This is a genomic window from Streptomyces sp. NPDC050423, assembly GCF_040655445.1.
Classification (GTDB): Bacteria; Actinomycetota; Actinomycetes; order Streptomycetales; family Streptomycetaceae; genus Streptomyces.
In genome coordinates this window covers 12700-29232 of the sequence record NZ_JBFAJY010000030.1, presented here as the reverse complement: position 1 = coordinate 29232, position 16533 = coordinate 12700, and the positions used below count along the sequence as shown (strand labels likewise).

Sequence of the window (16533 nt, the reverse complement as noted above, 5' to 3'; positions counted from 1 at the left end):
TCCCCATGGCATCTGCATTCGAGTACGCACCCGCCCCCGAGTCGCGTTCGGTCGTCGACATCGCGCCCTCGTACGGCCTGTTCATCGACGGCGAGTTCACCGAGGCCGCCGACGGCAAGGTCTTCAAGACCGTCTCGCCGAGCAGCGAGGAGGTCCTCTCCGAGGTCGCCCGCGCCGGCGCCGAGGACGTGGACCGGGCCGTGAAGGCGGCGCGCAGGGCGTTCGAGAAGTGGTCGGCGCTGCCCGGCTCCGAGCGCGCCAAGTACCTGTTCCGGATCGCCCGGATCATCCAGGAGCGCTCGCGCGAACTGGCCGTCCTGGAGACCCTGGACAACGGCAAGCCGATCAAGGAGACCCGTGACGCGGACCTCCCGCTGGTCGCCGCGCACTTCTTCTACTACGCGGGCTGGGCCGACAAGCTGGACCACGCGGGCTACGGAGCGAACCCGCGTCCGCTCGGCGTCGCGGGCCAGATCATCCCGTGGAACTTCCCGCTGCTGATGCTCGCGTGGAAGATCGCCCCGGCGCTCGCCACCGGCAACACCGTGGTCCTCAAGCCCGCCGAGACGACCCCGCTCTCCGCGCTCTTCTTCGCGGACATCTGCCGCCAGGCCGGGCTGCCCAGGGGTGTCGTCAACATCCTCACGGGCTACGGGGACGCGGGCCAGGCCCTCGTCGAGCACGGCGACGTCGACAAGGTCGCGTTCACCGGCTCGACCGCCGTCGGCAAGGCCATCGCCCGGTCCATCGCGGGCACGGACAAGAAGGCCACCCTGGAGCTGGGCGGCAAGGGCGCCAACATCGTCTTCGACGACGCCCCCATCGACCAGGCCGTCGAGGGCATCGTCACCGGCATCTTCTTCAACCAGGGCCAGGTCTGCTGCGCGGGCTCGCGGCTCCTCGTGCAGGAGTCGGTCCAGGACGAGGTGCTGGACGCCCTCAAGCGCCGGCTGACCACGCTGCGCCTGGGCGACCCGCTGGACAAGAACACCGACATCGGCGCGATCAACTCCGCGGAGCAGCTCTCCCGGATCACCGCGCTCGTCGAGACCGGCGAGGCCGAGGGCGCCGAGCGCTGGTCGGCCCCCTGCGAACTGCCCTCATCGGGCTACTGGTTCCCCCCGACGCTGTTCACCGACGTCACCCAGGCACACACCGTCGCCCGCGACGAGATCTTCGGCCCGGTGCTGTCGGTCCTGTCGTTCCGCACGCCGGACGAGGCGGTCGCCAAGGCCAACAACAGCCAGTACGGCCTCTCGGCCGGCATCTGGACGGAGAAGGGCTCCCGCATCCTCGCGGTGGCGAACAAGCTCCGGGCGGGCGTCGTCTGGGCCAACACGTTCAACAAGTTCGACCCGACCTCGCCGTTCGGCGGCTACAAGGAGTCGGGCTTCGGCCGCGAGGGCGGCCGCCACGGTCTGGAGGCCTACCTCGATGTCTGACGGACGACTGAGTGTCTTCAAGACCTACAAGCTGTACGTCGGGGGCAAGTTCCCCCGCTCCGAGAGCGGCCGGGTGTACGAGGTGACCACGCAGACATCTGCCGCTGGGGCGGCGGGCAAGGGCAGGTGGCTGGCCAACGCCCCCCAGTCGTCCCGCAAGGACGCCCGCGACGCGGTCGTGGCCGCCCGCAAGGCGTTCGGTGGCTGGTCGGGCGCGACCGCGTACAACCGCGGCCAGGTCCTCTACCGCGTCGCGGAGATGCTGGAGGGCCGCCGGGAGCAGTTCGTACGGGAGGTGGCGGAGGCCGAGGGCCTCTCGAAGTCGAAGGCCGCCGCCGTCGTGGACGCGGCGGTGGACCGCTGGGTCTGGTACGCGGGCTGGACCGACAAGATCGGCCAGATCACGGGCGCGGTGAACCCGGTCGCGGGCCCCTTCCTCAACCTCTCCACCCCCGAGCCGACCGGTGTCGTCACGGTCCTGGCCCCGCAGGCCTCGTCGTTCCTGGGCCTGGTCTCGGTGGTCGCCCCGGTGATCGCCACGGGCAACACCGCGGTCGTCATCGCCTCGGCGGACGCCCCGCTGCCCGCCCTGTCGCTGGGCGAGGTGCTGGCCACCTCGGACCTGCCGGGGGGTGTGGTCAACATCCTCTCCGGGAAGACCGCGGAGATCGCCGCGCCGCTCGCCTCCCACCAGGACGTGAACGGCATCGACCTCACGGGCGCCGACGCGGATCTGGCGAAGGAGCTGGAGATCGCGGCGGCCGACAACCTGAAGCGGGTCCACCGTCCGAAGGCCGTGGACGGGACCGACTGGTCGGCCGATCCGGGTACGCACCGGCTCACCGCGTTCCTGGAGACCAAGACGGTCTGGCACCCGACAGGCGCGCTGGGCGTGTCGGGCTCCTCGTACTGACGCACCCGCGGGCGCGGCCCGTGCCCCCGGGGACCCCGGGGGCACGGGCCACCTCCGTGTCAGCTGTGCAGCAGCCCGGTGACCTGCCCCACCAGGGGCAGGTCCTTCAGCGCGCCGCCGCTGGTCACCGGGTCGGTGAGCTGGGCCGTGGAGACCGGCTCGAAGTCGGCGACCTGGGTCCCCACCGCGTTGTCCAGCGGGTCGGTGCCGGTGCCGGCCAGCGGGTCGAGCCGCAGATGCGTCACGGGCGCGATGCTGTTGTCGAGCGCCCCGGCCACCGCCCCGCCTGCGGCGTGGGTGGCCGCGCCGAGGCCGGTGCTGTCGGAGCCCGTGGCCGGCACGACGGGCAGCGGCGCCGCCTGGGCCGCCGCACCCCCCGCGCCGAGGGCGGCGCCCACCGCGGTGACGGTCAGGCCTGCCCGCAGCAGAGCGCGGCGCCGGGACTTGGAAAGTGCGTGACGTGCCATGGATTTCCCACCTGATCGGGCCGATCGAACCATCAATCGAGTAATCGTCTGGGTGCACAGCGTAGTTGAGGTGTGCTGCCGGATACCAACACAGGTACCGGGGGATCCCCTGTGCGGGTCAATGCCTCACACTCGTGTCCTGTGAGTTCCCATGCGCTTTCGACCCGCGTCGTCCTGTTGACGGGCCCCTCCGGCTCCGGCAAGTCCTCCCTCGCCGCCCGCACCGGTCTTCCGGTGCTGCGGCTGGACGACTTCTACAAGGAGGCCGGCGACCCCACACTGCCGCTCGTCCCCGGCAGCACGGACATCGACTGGGACTCCGCACAGTCCTGGGACGCCGACGCCGCGGTCGCCGCGATCACGGCGCTGTGCCGCACCGGCCGCACCGACGTGCCGCTGTACGACATCGCCACCAGCTCCCGCACCGGGCACGAGATCCTGCACATCGAGCGCACCTCGCTCTTCGTGGCCGAGGGCATCTTCGCCGCGGACGTCGTCGAGCGGTGCCGGTCACTGGGGGTGCTCGCGGACGCCCTGTGCCTGCGCGGCCGCCCGACGACGACGTTCCGCCGCCGGCTGCTGCGGGACCTGCGCGAGGGCCGCAAGTCCGTGCCGTTCCTGCTGCGGCGGGGCTGGCGGCTGATGCGCGCCGAGCGGCGGATCGTGGCACGCCAGGCCGAACTGGGGGCGTACCCCTGCAGCAAGGAGGAGGCGCTGGGCCGGCTCGCCGCTGCCGCGGCGGGACACCGCCGGGCGCGATCGGTGCACGGGGCCGCGTAACACCTCGGCCGGAATCGGGCCGCGCCCGGATGGCCGGATCGGGCTGCGCTCGGGTGGCCGGTTCCCGCCGGACGGCTTCCGGAGATCTTCGGCATACCTCTGTACGGGCCGGGCAGGCCCGTATACCTTCGCCGTGAGGCCACGAATTGAAACGATTCACACCCGTCGGTCCGGCCACCGTCACGGCCGGGACCGGCCGCTCCGCCCTGCCCGCCCGCTGTCGCACGGCCTCTCGCACGCCCCCATGACAACGTTTTCCCTCACGAGAGAAGGATCGTCATGAACCACGAATCGGGAGAGGGTCCGCGCCGGCGCGCCTTCCTGGCCGGCGGTCTGGTCGCGGCGGCCGCGGCAGCCGGTGCGCTGCCCGGCACCGCCGCGGCCGCGGAGCCGGCCGGCGCCGCCCCCGGCACGGGCGGTACGCCCTCCGGCTCCGCCGCGGCCGGTGTCCCCGCCGCCGCACACCCGGCCACCGCGCCCCGGCCGTACCGCAAGGCACCGGCCGGCCGGTGGGACGCCCACAACCTGTCGCCCGCGAGCCGCACCGTGCGTCCGGTGGCCGTGTACACCACCACCGGCACGGTCGAGGGCGCCGCGTCCCTGACGTCCCGCCACGGCTCCGGCGCCGCACGGCTGACCGGGGCGGGCTCCTCGGTCACGCTGGACTTCGGCCGGGAGGTGGGCGGCTTCGTCGCCCTCGCCGTCGCCGGGAGCAGCGACCAGGGGCAGATCGTGGGGCTCACCTACAGCGAACTGTCCACCTACGTCAGCCCGTCGGCGAGCGACGGCTCCAACGGCGGCAGCAACAACGAGCCCGCCGTGCGGTACCCGGCACCGCCCGGGGGCCGGGTGGACACCTCGAAGGACACACCGGTCGCGGAGGACGGTTCGGCGCGGGCGGTCGATCCGGCGTCCCAGCAGCGGGGCGGCTTCCGGTACCTGACCGTCGTCAACGAGACCGACGCGACGGTGGCCCTGACCGGGGTGACGGTGCGGATCACCTTCGCACCGGACGCCCGCGACCTGCGCGCCTACCCCAACTACTTCCACTGCGACGACGATCTCCTGAACCGGATCTGGTACGCCGGTGCCTACACCGTGCAGACGAACATCGTCGCGAGCGGCGAGGGGCGCGTCTGGGGCCCGCCGGACATCGGCTGGGCCAACGACGCCCGGGTCGGTGAACTGGGCAGCACCGTCCTGGTCGACGGCGCCAAGCGCGACCGAACGATCTGGCCCGGGGACCTGGGCATCTCCGTGCTCACCGACCATGTGTCGCTGGGCGACCTCGACACCGTACGCAACGCACTCCAGACCCTGTACAACCACCAGGACCCCACGAGCGGGGCGCTGCCGTACGCGGGACCGGCGGTGAACTTCATCGGCAACTCCGACGCGTACCACCTGTGGACGCTCATCGGCACGGCCTCCTACACCCAGCTCTCCGGCGACCTCGACTGGATGCGCACGGTCTACGACGCCTATCTCAAGGCCCTCGCCCACGTGGTGGCGAAGATCGACACCGACGGTCTGCTGAACGTGACGGCCGCCGCCGACTGGGCCCGTACCGATGCCGACGGCAAGAACCTCGAAGCCAACGCGATCATGTACCGGGCGCTGGTCACGGCGGGCCCGCTCGCCCGCTCGATGGGCGACGGGGCGACCGCCGCCGACTGCGCGGAGCGGGCGCAGAAGCTCAGGCGGGCCGTGGACACCCAGGGCTACTGGGACGCGTCGGCGAGCCTGTACCGGGACAAGCCCACCGGTGCGGGCGCGGAGCTGTACCCGCAGGACGGCAACGCGCTCGCCGTCTGGTTCGGCCTGGTGACCGACCCCGGCCGGGCGCGGACCGTGAGCACGGCACTGGCGCGGCGGTGGACGCCTGTCGGGGCGCTCACGCCCGAGAAGGGCGCCGACGCCGTCCACCCGTTCCCCGGCGGCATGGAGGTGCACGCCCACTTCGCGGCGGGCCGCGACCGTACGGCGCTGGAGCTGATCCGCCGCGAATGGGGCTTCATGCTGAACGCCCCCCACGGGACCGCGAGCACCTTCTGGGAGGGCTACCGCACCGACGGCACCTCCGACTACAGCGGCTCGTACATGAGCGCCGCCCACGGCTGGTCGACCGGCCCGACGTCCGCGCTCACCTACTTCCTGCTCGGCATCGCACCCTCGGCGGACGGCGGCACGGGGTACTCCGTGGCCCCCGGGCCCGGTGGACTGCGGCGTGCGGAAGGCCAGTTGACGACGCCCGCGGGAGTGATCCGGGTGTCGTGGCGGGCCCGGTCGCACGACGGCTTCGACCTGTCGCTCAGCGCGCCGGCCGCGGTGGTGGACGAGGTCGCGGTGCCCGTGCCCGAGGGGAGCCCGTGCGTCGTGCGGGTCGACGGGAAGCGCGCCTGGGACGGGAGGTCCCTGGCCCACGGGGCCCGCGCCGTGCCGGGCCGGGTCGTCCTGTCCGGGCTGTCCGGCCGTACGCACGAGGTGACGGTACGCCGCAGCTGAGCCGCCCCTTCCGCCAACACCACGAACAGGAGCCGGAATCAGATGACCACACGTTCGAGAAAGCGCCTCACGGGTCTGGCAGCGGCCGCGAGCGGCGCCCTCCTGCTGGGCGTCCTGCCCGCACCGGCAGGGGCCGCGCCGGCCGCACCGCGTCCCGACACCCGCCGGCCGGCCGGGCACGCCGGCCCCTGGGACGACGCCGGCTACCGGCCGCAGCCCGGCCGGTGGCAGCCGTACGTCCTCGCGCCCAGCGGGCACGACGTCGAGCCGGTGTCCGTGCTCTCCGCCGATCCGCGCGGCGGAGAGATCAAGGGTGACCCGAAGGCCGTCCTGGGCGGGTCACGGCACCCGGTCCGGCTCGTCAGCACCGGCGACCGCACCGGGTCCCCGCTCCTCACCCTGGACTTCGGCAAGAACACCGGCGGGAAGATCCGTGTCCACGTCGCCGGGGCGTCCGCGACGCCTCCGGAGCTACACGTGTGTTTCAGCGAGTCGCGGCAGTTCGCCGCGACTCAGCCGCAGGACAACGACGGCCAGGCGGCGCACGCCCCGGGCTGCGACACCGCGAACATCTGGAACGGTTACCCGGGCACCGCCTACACCTACGACTCCGACAGCCACACCCTCGAACTCGACCCGGCGAAACTCCCGGCCACGCTGACCGACCCGCAGCTGCGCGGCGGATTCCGCTACGCGACCCTGTTCCTCGACGGTCCGGGCTGGGTGGACGTCGGCACGGTGTCGCTGGACTTCACCGCCGTTCCCAAGCAGTCCGACCCGGCGGCGTACAAGGGCTGGTTCCTCTCCAGCGACAACGAGCTGAACAAGATCTGGTACGCCGGTGCGTACACCGTCCAGCTCAACACGTGGATGTCGGACACCGCGAAGAGCTGGCCGTACGAGCCGGGTGAGGCGGACCACGCCGACGACCAGGTGCCGCACGCCGATCCGCGCGAGGAGGTCATCTTCGACGGCGGCAAGCGCGACCGGATCGTCTGGCAGGGCGACCTCGCCGTCCAGGCACCGGTGACGTACCTGAGCACTGACGACGTCCCGGCGGTCGAGAACTCACTGTCCTCCCTCGCCGCGCAGCAGCTGGACGACGGCTACGTGCCGGCCGCGAGCCTGGTCGGGCCGCACAACCAGGACGAGCTGCGCACCTACGGCGAGTACGTCACCTGGTTCGTCCACAACCTCTACACGCACTGGCTCTACACCGGCGACCGCGCCTACCTGGACCAGTGGTGGCCGCAGCTGACCCGGGCCATGGGATGGCTGGAGAAGGTGCGCGGCGCGGACCCGAAGGGGCTGATCGCGTTCCAGGACTCGGGCTCCTGCGGGCACTACGGATACAGCGACTGCGGCCACGAGACGTACGTCAACGCCCTCTACATCCGCAATCTCGACGAGATGGCGGAGCTCGCCGGGGCCAGGGGCGCCGCCTCGGCCGCAGGCTCGTACGCCTCGCGGGCCACGGAGGTGAAGAAGGCCGTCAACGAGCAGCTCTGGGACGAGAGCGCCGGCGCCTACCGGCTGTCCCGCGAGATTCCGGACGCCTATCCGCAGGACGCCAACGCCACGGCGGTACTGGCCGGCATCGCGGACCCGGTGCGGGCCGGGCGGGCGTTGGACTACCTGAAGCGCAACAGCTGGGGCCCGTACGGCGCCCTGACCGTGTCGCCGAGTACGCCCAACGCCTCGATCAATCCGTCCTACGAGCCGCTGCCGAGCGGCTTCGAGGCGGACGCCCGGCTGACGGCGGCCGATCCGAGCGGCGGGACGCAGAAGAGCGCCCTGGAGCTGCTCCGTACGTTCTGGGGCCATCAGCTCGCCCAGGATCCGGGCGGCACGTTCTGGGAGAAGGCCGACGCGAACGGGGAGCCGGGCATCAAGCAGTTCACCAGCCTCGCCCACGGCTGGGCGTCCGGCCCGACGGTCACGCTGTCCAACCAGGTACTGGGCGTGCGGCCGACCGGTGCCGGCTTCTCGACGTACGCGATCGTGCCGCATCCGGGCGGCCTGCCCTGGGCCCAGGGCAGCGTCCCGACGCCGCACGGTGACATCAGCGCCTCCTGGCGTTCCCTGCCCGGCGGCTTCGTTCTGGACGCCACGGCTCCCCGGGGCACCTCGGGACGCCTCGCCGTCCCGACCGGCGGGAAGCGGGTACGGGTGACCCTGGACGGGGTCACCGTATGGAACGGCTCCCGGGCGGTCGGCGACGCGAAGGCCACCACCGACGGGGCGCAGGTGTACGTCGACGGGGTCCGGTCCGGTCACCACGTGCTGCGCGGGCACAGCCGCTGACCGCGGTCCGTCACCGGTCGTGTGCGCGGGGGCCGCTCGTCATGGGCGGCCCCCGCGCACACGCCGACGGGGCCGGACAGGACCCCCCGGCCTGTCCGACCCCGTCGGCGTATTTCCCCCGTGCGCCGCCGCCTCCCCCGAAGCGGCGGCCCCGTGCTCCCCCGTCCCCGTGCTCCCCCGTCGCCTCAGGCCACCAGCTCGCCGAAGGACTCCTCCTCGTCACGGCCGAAGCTGAGGACGTCGTCCTCACGCAGCCGGCGGAGTGACCGCCAGATGCTGGACTTCACCGTGCCGACACTGATGTCGAGGATGGACGCGATCTCCGGGTCCGTACGGCCCTCGTAGTACCGCAGGACCAGCATCGTGCGCTGGAGCTCCGGCAGCCGCGCCAGCGCCTGCCAGAGCACGGCACGCAGCTCGGTACCGCGCATCGCGTCCGTGTCGCCCGCCGTCTCCGGCAGCTCCTCGGTCGGGTATTCGTTCAGCTTGCGCCTGCGCCAGGCGCTGATGTGCAGATTGGTCATGGTGCGGCGCAGATAGCCGCCGACCGCCGCCTTGTCACTGATCCGGTCCCATGCCCGGTACGTCGAGAAGAGGGCGCTCTGCAGCAGGTCCTCGGCCTCGAACCGGTCGCCGGTCAGGTGATAGGCGGTGGCGTACAGAGAGGCACGGCGTTCCCTGACGTAGGCCGTGAACACCGCTTCGGCGTCCTCGTCCCGCGCCGGGGCCTGCCGCTCCCCCATGGCCTCCCCGTACGTGCTTCCCCCGTTGCTCCCGCCCGTTGCGGCAGGTGCGTCGACCACCGTCATGTACGACGGGTGCTGACGCCCGACGCCACGAACGCACCCCCGTCCGTTCAATGCGGCGCCGGACTTCTCGGCGGTCCGTCCGACGTCGTGGAGACGCGTGACAACTGCGCTTGCGGTGATGCTGTGAGTTGCGTTCATCTCGCGCCCCCCGTCGGTGGAGTCCGTCCGTTCCTTGTGTCAACGAGCTTGCCGGGGCAGTTTCATGGCGCTGTCCCCCGACTGTCACAGACCTGTCACAGGGCCCGGCGCGAGTGCGATCCGGGGGTGCCGGATGCATAAGGGGGGACCAACTGTCGAACTAGGGCTCCCCCATGGGTCAGAATGACCAGCGTGCCTTTCCTGTTGCTGATCGAGGACGACGACGCCATCCGCACGGCCCTCGAACTCTCGCTGTCACGCCAGGGCCACCGTGTGGCCACCGCGGCGACGGGAGAGGACGGCCTCAACCTGCTGCGAGAACAACGGCCCGACCTGGTCGTGCTGGATGTGATGCTGCCCGGAATCGACGGATTCGAGGTGTGCCGGCGCATCCGGCGCACCGACCAGTTGCCGATCATTCTGCTCACCGCGCGCAGCGACGACATCGACGTCGTGGTCGGACTGGAGTCCGGTGCCGACGACTACGTGGTGAAACCCGTACAGGGCCGGGTGCTCGACGCCCGGATCCGCGCGGTGCTGCGCCGGGGCGAGCGCGAGTCCACGGACTCCGCGACGTTCGGGAACGTGGTGATCGACCGGTCCGCGATGACGGTCACCAAGAACGGGGAGGACCTGCAGCTCACGCCGACCGAGCTGCGCCTCCTGCTCGAACTGAGCCGCCGCCCCGGCCAGGCCCTGTCCCGGCAGCAGCTGCTGCGCCTGGTCTGGGAACACGACTATCTCGGTGACTCCCGGCTGGTGGACGCCTGCGTCCAGCGGCTGCGCGCGAAGGTGGAGGACGTGCCGTCCTCGCCGACCCTGATCCGTACCGTGCGGGGCGTGGGATACCGGCTGGACTCGCCGCAGTGAGCACGGCTGTGCGGCGGGGCCTGCTCGCCGGGCTCCGCTGGACCAGCCTGCGGCTGCGGCTCGTCGTCGTGTTCGCGCTGGTGGCGCTGACCGCCGCGGTGTCCGCGTCCGGGATCGCGTACTGGCTGAACCGCGAGGCGGTGCTGACCCGCACCCAGGACTCGGCGCTCGGGGACTTCCGCCAGGAGATGCAGAACCGGGCGGCCTCGCTGCCGCCCAGCCCCACCAAGGACGATCTGGACCACGCCGCCGCGCAGATGGCCAGCAGCAGCCCCGGCTACAGCGTGCTGCTGATCGACGAGCGCGATCCGGGCAAGCCGATCGTCGGCAACTCCGACGTGGACACCTTCACCCGGGACAACGTGCCGCAGTCGCTCCGGGAGCAGGTCGCCAGGAAGCAGCCGGTCAAGGCGGGCAACAAGTACTCGTATCACCTGTTCTGGCAGCGGACCTCGATCCGCGGCACGCCGTATCTCGTCGGCGGCACGAAGATCATCGGCGGTGGCCCGACCGGCTACATGCTCAAGTCCCTCGACCAGGAGCGGCAGGACCTGAACTCCCTCGCCTGGTCGCTGGGGATCGCCACCGCGCTCGCGCTCGTCGGCTCCGCCCTGCTCGCCCAGGCCGCCGCGACGACCGTGCTGCGTCCGGTGCAGCGCCTCGGCGACGCCGCCCGCAAGCTCGGCGAGGGCAAGCTCGACACCCGCCTCGTCGTGTCCGGGACCGATGAACTGGCCGATCTCTCCCGGACGTTCAACAGAACGGCGAGCTCCCTGGAGAAGAAGGTCGCGGACATGACCGCGCGGGAGGAGTCCAGCCGCCGCTTCGTCGCCGACATGTCGCACGAGCTGCGCACCCCGCTCACCGCGATCACCGCGGTCGCGGAGGTGCTGGAGGACGAGGCCGACAACCTCGACCCGATGATCGCGCCGGCCGTGCACCTGGTGGTCAGCGAGACCCGGCGGCTCAACGACCTGGTGGAGAACCTGATGGAGGTCACCCGCTTCGACGCGGGCACGGCCCGGCTGGTCCTGGACACCGTCGACGTCGCCGACCAGGTGACGGCCTGCATAGACGTGCGCGCCTGGCTGGACGCGGTGGATCTGGACGCCGAGCGCGGCATGATGGTCCGCCTCGATCCACGCCGGCTCGACGTGATCCTGGCGAACCTGATCGGCAACGCGCTCAAGCACGGCGGTTCACCGGTCCGGGTCACGGTACGGACCGAGGGCGACGAGCTGGTCATCGAGGTCCGCGACCACGGTCCCGGCATCCCCGAGGACGTACTGCCCCATGTGTTCGACCGCTTCTACAAGGCCAGTGCCTCCCGGCCGCGGTCCGAGGGCAGCGGTCTCGGACTGTCGATCGCCATGGAGAACGCGCACATCCACGGCGGTGACATCACCGCCGCGAACTCGCCGGACGGCGACGGGGCGGTGTTCGTACTGCGCCTGCCGCGCGACGCGGAGGCGCTGAGCGGCACCGCCGAGGGCCCCGACGCGGAGATCCCGGACGAGGAGGACGACGCGACGTGATGCGCAGCGAACGCCGGGGCCGACGCCCCGCCGCGGCGGTGGCCGGGGCCGTGCTCTGCGCGGTACTGGCCTCCGGCTGCGGGATCAGGACGACATCGGTGCCGGTCGACGCCGGGCCCGCACCGTCCCGGGTGCCGTGCGCGGTGCCCGCGCCGGACGCCACCGCCGAGCCCCGGCGGAGCACCGCCGCGGAGATCTATCTCGTCTGCAACTCGCAGCTCGTCACGGTCGACCGCACGGTCCGGGTCCAGGAGGCGAAGTCCGACCGGCTCACCGTCGCCGTCGCCCTCCTGGACGAGCTGCGGAAGGAGCCCCCGGGCCCCGAGCGGCAGGCGGGCTTCTCCACGGACGTCCCGTCGACGCTGCGGGTCAGCGGGCCGCGCGCGGGCGACCCGAAGGGCGCGCTGCGGCTCAGCGCGCAGCCGGAGGACCTGACACCCGAGGCGCTGGCCCAGATCGTCTGTACGTACACGGAGAGCGATCCGCTCGTCCGGGACGGCACGGTGATGCTCGGCGGGCCGGGGGCGTACGCGCCGCGCGGCTATCTGTGCACCGCGGAGACGAAGGCCAGCCCGAAGGCCGTACCGACCCTGGGTGCGGTCCGGCTGTCCTGAGCGCCGCGCCGCCGTGTCCCGCCGCACGGTGAGCCAGGTCTCCCCCGCAGGAGCGGAACCGATCCTGCCGCTGCCCGCGTCTTGGGGAACGTGCGTCAAGGTTCGGGCGGCCAAGCCGTCATCCGCTTCCGCGCGGTCGGAGTGTTCCTCCTCCTCGCGCATCTGCTGCTCGTCGGGTGGCTGACTCTTCGCCCGCTGGACGTGCCGTGGATGACCGCCGCCAACCTCCAGCCGTTCGCCGGCATCAAGGCGGACCTGGCCATGGGCCCGGCCGTCGCCACCCGCCGGATCGGCGGGGACCTCCTGCTGCTGGCGCCCCTGGGCGTACTGCTGCCGATGGCCGGGGGCCGGCTCTTCGTCTCGCCGTGGGCCTCGCTCGCCCGTACCGTCGCGGCCGGGTCACTGATCTCGCTGGGCATCGAACTCGGCCAGACCGGGGTGCCCGGCCAGGTCGTCGACGTCGACTCGCTGATCCTGAACACGGTCGGCGTCGCGCTCGCCCACGTGCTGTTCGTACCGGCGTGCCGGGCGCGGCTGCGCCACCGCAAGCAGCGGCGGATCCGAGTGCTGCCCTCGGCGGGCCACGAGGTCCCTCAGGGGGCGACCCCGACGATTCCAAGGGTCGGCATCGCCCCGTAGACCGATGCATCGCACCTGCTCGGCGCGTCACCATGGATGTATCGGGAGCACAACGGACCCGCTCCCCGTCAACGGTTCGCGAAGGAGCCCACCATGGCCGCACTTGCCCGCCCCCGTGACGGACGCATGATCGGTGGAGTGTGCGCGGCGCTGGCACAGCGCTTCGGCACCTCCGCGGGAACCATGCGCGTCATCTTCCTCGTCTCGTGCCTGCTGCCGGGCCCGCAGTTCCTGGTGTACCTGGCGCTGTGGATGCTGTTCCCCGAGGAGCGGTCGTCGTCCGCCTCCACCACCTGGTAGCCCCGTACCCATGCCTGTGGGCGGGCACCCCGGCCGGGGTGCCCGCCCACAGGCGTGTGACGTACGGGTGTCAGCGGCCGAGCGGCAGGCCGTTGGCCGTCAGGCCGCCGGTCTTCAGGCCGCCCGTGGGCAGCCCGCCGAGGAGGCCCTTGGCGGGGGCGGTGACGTCGTTGACGACCTTCGTCTGGCTGGTGCCGAGGAGGTCCGTGGCGGTGTCCTTGACCGGCAGGGTCGAGGTGGCGTTCGCCAGCGCGCCGGCGACGGGCAGGGCGCCGGTCGCGGCGTCGAGCGGCAGCGCGGAGGCCGAAGCGGTGCCGGCGGCGGCAGCGGCGAAGGCGGCACCGACAGCGGCGACGCCGAGAGTCCTGACAGCAGACTGCTTCATGTGAATTTCATCCTTGGGGAAGGGGATGTGAGCGGCTCTGCAACGTAGCCAGTTCCATGCCCGTCCCGCAAACATCGAGAAAACGCGAAAACGGCCGGGATTCGCCTTCCCGGCCGTTTGTCGCGAGGGTCCGATCAGCCGGCGACAGAGGTGGAGACGCTGGTCGCAGCGGTCTGCTCGAAGAGCCATTCGGATTTCAGCTCGGCGTATCCGGGCTTGATGACGTCACTGATCATCGCCAGACGTTCATCGAAAGGAATGAATGCTGATTTCATCGCATTGACGGTGAACCACTGCATGTCATCGAGCGTGTATCCGAATGTCTCGGTCAGCTTCTCGAATTCCTGGCTCATGCTCGTACCGCTCATCAGCCGGTTGTCCGTGTTCACGGTCGCCCGGAAGTGCAGCCTGCGCAGCAGCCCGATGGGGTGCTCGGCGTACGAGGCGGCGGCGCCGGTCTGGAGGTTGGAGGTCGGGCACAGCTCCAGCGGGATGCGCTTGTCCCGCACGTAGGAGGCGAGGCGGCCCAGCCTCACGCTGCCGTCCTCGGCGACCTCGATGTCGTCGATGATGCGGACGCCGTGGCCGAGCCGGTCGGCGCCGCACCACTGGATGGCCTGCCAGATCGACGGCAGCCCGAAGGCCTCGCCCGCGTGGATGGTGAAGTGGTTGTTCTCGCGCTTCAGGTACTCGAAGGCGTCGAGGTGCCGGGTGGGCGGGAAGCCCGCCTCGGCGCCGGCGATGTCGAAGCCGACGACGCCCTGTTCCCGGTAGCGGTTGGCGAGCTCGGCGATCTCCAGCGAGCGGGCGGCGTGCCGCATCGCGGTGAGCAGGGCGCCCACCCGGATCCGGTTGCCGTCCCGGCGGGCCCGCAGCTCGCCCTCGCGGAAGCCCTCGTTGACGGCCTCGACGACCTCTTCGAGGGAGAGCCCGGCTTCCAGGTGCTGCTCGGGCGCGTACCGGATCTCGGCGTACACGACACCGTCCGCGGCCAGATCCTCCGCGCACTCGGCGGCGACCCGGACCAGCGCGTCACGCGTCTGCATGACGGCACAGGTGTGGGCGAACGTCTCCAGGTACCGCTCCAGCGACCCGGAGTCGGCGGCTTCCCGGAACCAGACGCCGAGCTTGTCGGGCTCGCTCTCCGGGAGTCCTTCGTATCCGCTCGCCGCGGCGAGGTCCACGATCGTCCCGGGGCGCAGTCCGCCGTCCAGGTGGTCGTGGAGAAGAACCTTGGGCGCACGCCGGATCTGATCCTGGCCGGGCACATTGAGGGTCGGGCTCATCATCCACGCACTCTAGCGCCTACGCGCGTAGAGCGCTCCTGGGCGCGGCTCGTCGATGCGTAACAGTGACCGCGAATACGGGTGGTGTACACCTGTACTTCTGAGACTGTTACGTCATGGCACAGCGCGCACTACCCCTGCCTGCTGCGAGGCTGGGACGGGCCGTCAGAACGGCCGGAGCACCGACCGCGGTCAGCGGTGTGGTTCTGCTGCTCCCGGACGGCGAGCCCGACTCGGACCGCCGCCCCTCCCCCCTCTCGTACGCCCTCCAGATCCCGCTGGCCCGCACCCTGGCCCGCGCGGGCCGGGACGACGGCCTCACCGCGCACGTCGTCCGCTACCGCAGCCGCGGCTGGAACACGACGGACGCGCGGCTCGCGGCGGACGCCGAATGGGCCGTGGAGGAGGTGGTACGCCGCTACGGCGACGTCCCGGTCTGCCTGGCCGGCCACGGCATGGGCGCCCGCGCGGCCCTGCGCGCGGGCGGCCACCCGGCGGTCGGCGCGGTCCTCGCCCTGGCCCCCTGGCTGCCCGCCGGCCCGGACGCCGAGCCGGAGCCGGTGAAGCACCTGGTCGGCCGTCAGGTCCTGCTGGTGCACGGCACGAACGACGCCCGCGCCGACCCCGAACTCTCCTTCCGCCTCGCGGAGCGCGCCAAGAAGTCCAACCGCGACACCTGCCGCTTCGAGGTCCACTCGGACGGCCACGCGCTGCGCCAGCACCACAGCGAAGTGGCCGCCCTGGCAGCGGACTTCATCCGCGGCTCGCTCTTCGCCCACGCCTACGCCCGCCCGGTCGCCGACGCCCTGGCGGCCCCGCCGCCACTGGGTCTGCGGATGCCGCTGGCGGCGGGGTTCGGGAAGTCGCTGGGACACTGACGGTGAGTTGGACAGGATCAGACAGGAGGTACGGGGGGTGAGTCTCCGACTGGCGGCGTACGCCGTGTGCGTCGAGGACGGACGGGTGCTGCTGGCCCGTCACGTATCGGCGAACGGTACGAGCACCTGGACCCTTCCGGGCGGCGGGGTCGAGCAGGGGGAGGATCCGTTCGACGCGGTGATCCGGGAGGTCGCCGAGGAGACCGGCTGCGACGCGGTGGTCGAACGCCTGCTGGGCGTGGACTCCCGGGTGATCCCGCCGGCCGAGGCGCGGATGGGGATCGAGCACCAGAACGTCGGCGTCTTCTACCGGGTCCGCATCACCGGCGGCCGGCTGCGGCCCGAGCCGAACGGCGAGATCGCCGAGTCCGTCTGGACCCCCGTCCCCGATGTCGCTTCCCTGCGCCGGTCATCGCTCATCGATGTCGGCCTCGACCTGGAACGAACCGCTCCGGCGACCGGCCACGTCGCGCCCGTACCGGTCGGCGGCCTGGTCCAGCACTGAGGCGAATGCGGCGTCCCGACAGCAGGGGCGGCCCGCCGGGAAACGGGCGAACGCCCTGCCCGTCTGCACACATCCGCGATTTGGGTCCTGGCATGGGCCTTTGGGCACTGTCGGTGGGCCCCGGTGGCATCGCTACGGTTCGCGTCCCGGCGGGTGGATCGCC

16 protein-coding genes are annotated in these 16533 nt (G+C 71.8%); 12 read left to right on the top strand and 4 right to left on the bottom strand.

The features are described 5' to 3' along the window. The first annotated feature begins 5 nt into the window (after positions 1 to 5). Together AB0I52_RS21925 and AB0I52_RS21920 are read left to right on the top strand one after the other, a co-directional pair. Complete coding sequence (locus AB0I52_RS21925; RefSeq protein ID WP_363075016.1) at positions 6 to 1442, top strand: aldehyde dehydrogenase family protein; 1437 nt, start codon at positions 6 to 8, stop codon at positions 1440 to 1442. Next, a complete protein-coding gene (locus AB0I52_RS21920) occupies positions 1435 to 2355 on the top strand; it encodes an aldehyde dehydrogenase family protein (protein ID WP_363075014.1) in 921 nt (306 codons plus the stop codon). The genes AB0I52_RS21925 and AB0I52_RS21920 overlap by 8 nt, the downstream gene beginning before the upstream one ends. Before the next feature lie 59 nt (positions 2356 to 2414). On the opposite strand, the gene AB0I52_RS21915 is transcribed toward AB0I52_RS21920, so the two are convergent. Next, positions 2415 to 2822, bottom strand: coding sequence for a hypothetical protein (locus AB0I52_RS21915; protein ID WP_363075012.1), 408 nt, complete (start codon positions 2820 to 2822; stop codon positions 2415 to 2417). 141 nt (positions 2823 to 2963) lie between these two features. On the opposite strand from AB0I52_RS21915, the gene AB0I52_RS21910 reads away from it, so the two are divergent. From AB0I52_RS21910 to AB0I52_RS21900, 3 genes are all read left to right on the top strand, one after another. Then, entirely contained in the window at positions 2964 to 3602 is a 639-nt protein-coding gene (locus tag AB0I52_RS21910) for a uridine kinase (protein ID WP_363075010.1), read from the top strand. Positions 3603 to 3881: 279 nt separating this feature from the next. Continuing rightward, positions 3882 to 6107, top strand: a complete 2226-nt coding sequence (locus AB0I52_RS21905) for an alpha-L-rhamnosidase C-terminal domain-containing protein (protein ID WP_363075008.1) — start codon at positions 3882 to 3884, stop codon at positions 6105 to 6107. A 42-nt stretch (positions 6108 to 6149) separates the two neighbouring features. Beyond that, positions 6150 to 8411: an alpha-L-rhamnosidase C-terminal domain-containing protein gene (locus AB0I52_RS21900; RefSeq protein WP_363075006.1), complete on the top strand. Its 2262-nt coding sequence runs from the start codon at positions 6150 to 6152 to the stop codon at positions 8409 to 8411. 185 nt (positions 8412 to 8596) lie between these two features. On the opposite strand, the gene AB0I52_RS21895 is transcribed toward AB0I52_RS21900, so the two are convergent. Then, positions 8597 to 9358, bottom strand: coding sequence for a SigE family RNA polymerase sigma factor (locus tag AB0I52_RS21895; RefSeq protein WP_363075004.1), 762 nt, complete (start codon positions 9356 to 9358; stop codon positions 8597 to 8599). Between the two features lie 192 nt (positions 9359 to 9550). On the opposite strand from AB0I52_RS21895, the gene afsQ1 reads away from it, so the two are divergent. From afsQ1 to AB0I52_RS21870, 5 genes are all read left to right on the top strand, one after another. Next, positions 9551 to 10228, top strand: coding sequence for a two-component system response regulator AfsQ1 (gene afsQ1, locus AB0I52_RS21890; protein ID WP_026171255.1), 678 nt, complete (start codon positions 9551 to 9553; stop codon positions 10226 to 10228). Then, on the top strand, positions 10225 to 11763 hold the full coding sequence (locus AB0I52_RS21885) for a HAMP domain-containing sensor histidine kinase (RefSeq protein WP_363075002.1): 1539 nt from the start codon (positions 10225 to 10227) through the stop codon (positions 11761 to 11763). The genes afsQ1 and AB0I52_RS21885 overlap by 4 nt, the downstream gene beginning before the upstream one ends. Further along, entirely contained in the window at positions 11763 to 12377 is a 615-nt protein-coding gene (locus AB0I52_RS21880; RefSeq protein WP_363075000.1) for a hypothetical protein, read from the top strand. The genes AB0I52_RS21885 and AB0I52_RS21880 overlap by 1 nt, the downstream gene beginning before the upstream one ends. A 90-nt stretch (positions 12378 to 12467) precedes the next feature. Further along, the gene (locus AB0I52_RS21875; RefSeq protein WP_363074998.1) at positions 12468 to 13016 is read left to right on the top strand and encodes a VanZ family protein; all 549 of its coding nucleotides are present in this window, start codon (positions 12468 to 12470) and stop codon (positions 13014 to 13016) included. 93 nt (positions 13017 to 13109) lie between these two features. Beyond that, positions 13110 to 13316, top strand: coding sequence for a PspC domain-containing protein (locus AB0I52_RS21870; protein ID WP_363074996.1), 207 nt, complete (start codon positions 13110 to 13112; stop codon positions 13314 to 13316). A 70-nt stretch (positions 13317 to 13386) separates the two neighbouring features. On the opposite strand, the gene AB0I52_RS21865 is transcribed toward AB0I52_RS21870, so the two are convergent. Together AB0I52_RS21865 and AB0I52_RS21860 are read right to left on the bottom strand one after the other, a co-directional pair. Next, on the bottom strand, positions 13387 to 13701 hold the full coding sequence (locus AB0I52_RS21865; RefSeq protein WP_363074994.1) for a hypothetical protein: 315 nt from the start codon (positions 13699 to 13701) through the stop codon (positions 13387 to 13389). Positions 13702 to 13835: 134 nt separating this feature from the next. Continuing rightward, positions 13836 to 14990 (bottom strand): adenosine deaminase, encoded by a 1155-nt coding sequence (locus AB0I52_RS21860; protein WP_363074992.1) that lies wholly within the window; start codon positions 14988 to 14990, stop codon positions 13836 to 13838. Positions 14991 to 15103: 113 nt separating this feature from the next. On the opposite strand from AB0I52_RS21860, the gene AB0I52_RS21855 reads away from it, so the two are divergent. Together AB0I52_RS21855 and AB0I52_RS21850 are read left to right on the top strand one after the other, a co-directional pair. Then, positions 15104 to 15865 carry an alpha/beta hydrolase gene (locus AB0I52_RS21855; protein ID WP_363074990.1) on the top strand — a complete coding sequence of 254 codons (762 nt, stop codon included), beginning with the start codon at positions 15104 to 15106 and terminating at the stop codon, positions 15863 to 15865. A gap of 37 nt (positions 15866 to 15902) precedes the next feature. Beyond that, the gene (locus AB0I52_RS21850; RefSeq protein WP_363074988.1) at positions 15903 to 16370 is read left to right on the top strand and encodes an NUDIX domain-containing protein; all 468 of its coding nucleotides are present in this window, start codon (positions 15903 to 15905) and stop codon (positions 16368 to 16370) included. Positions 16371 to 16533 lie beyond the last annotated feature (163 nt).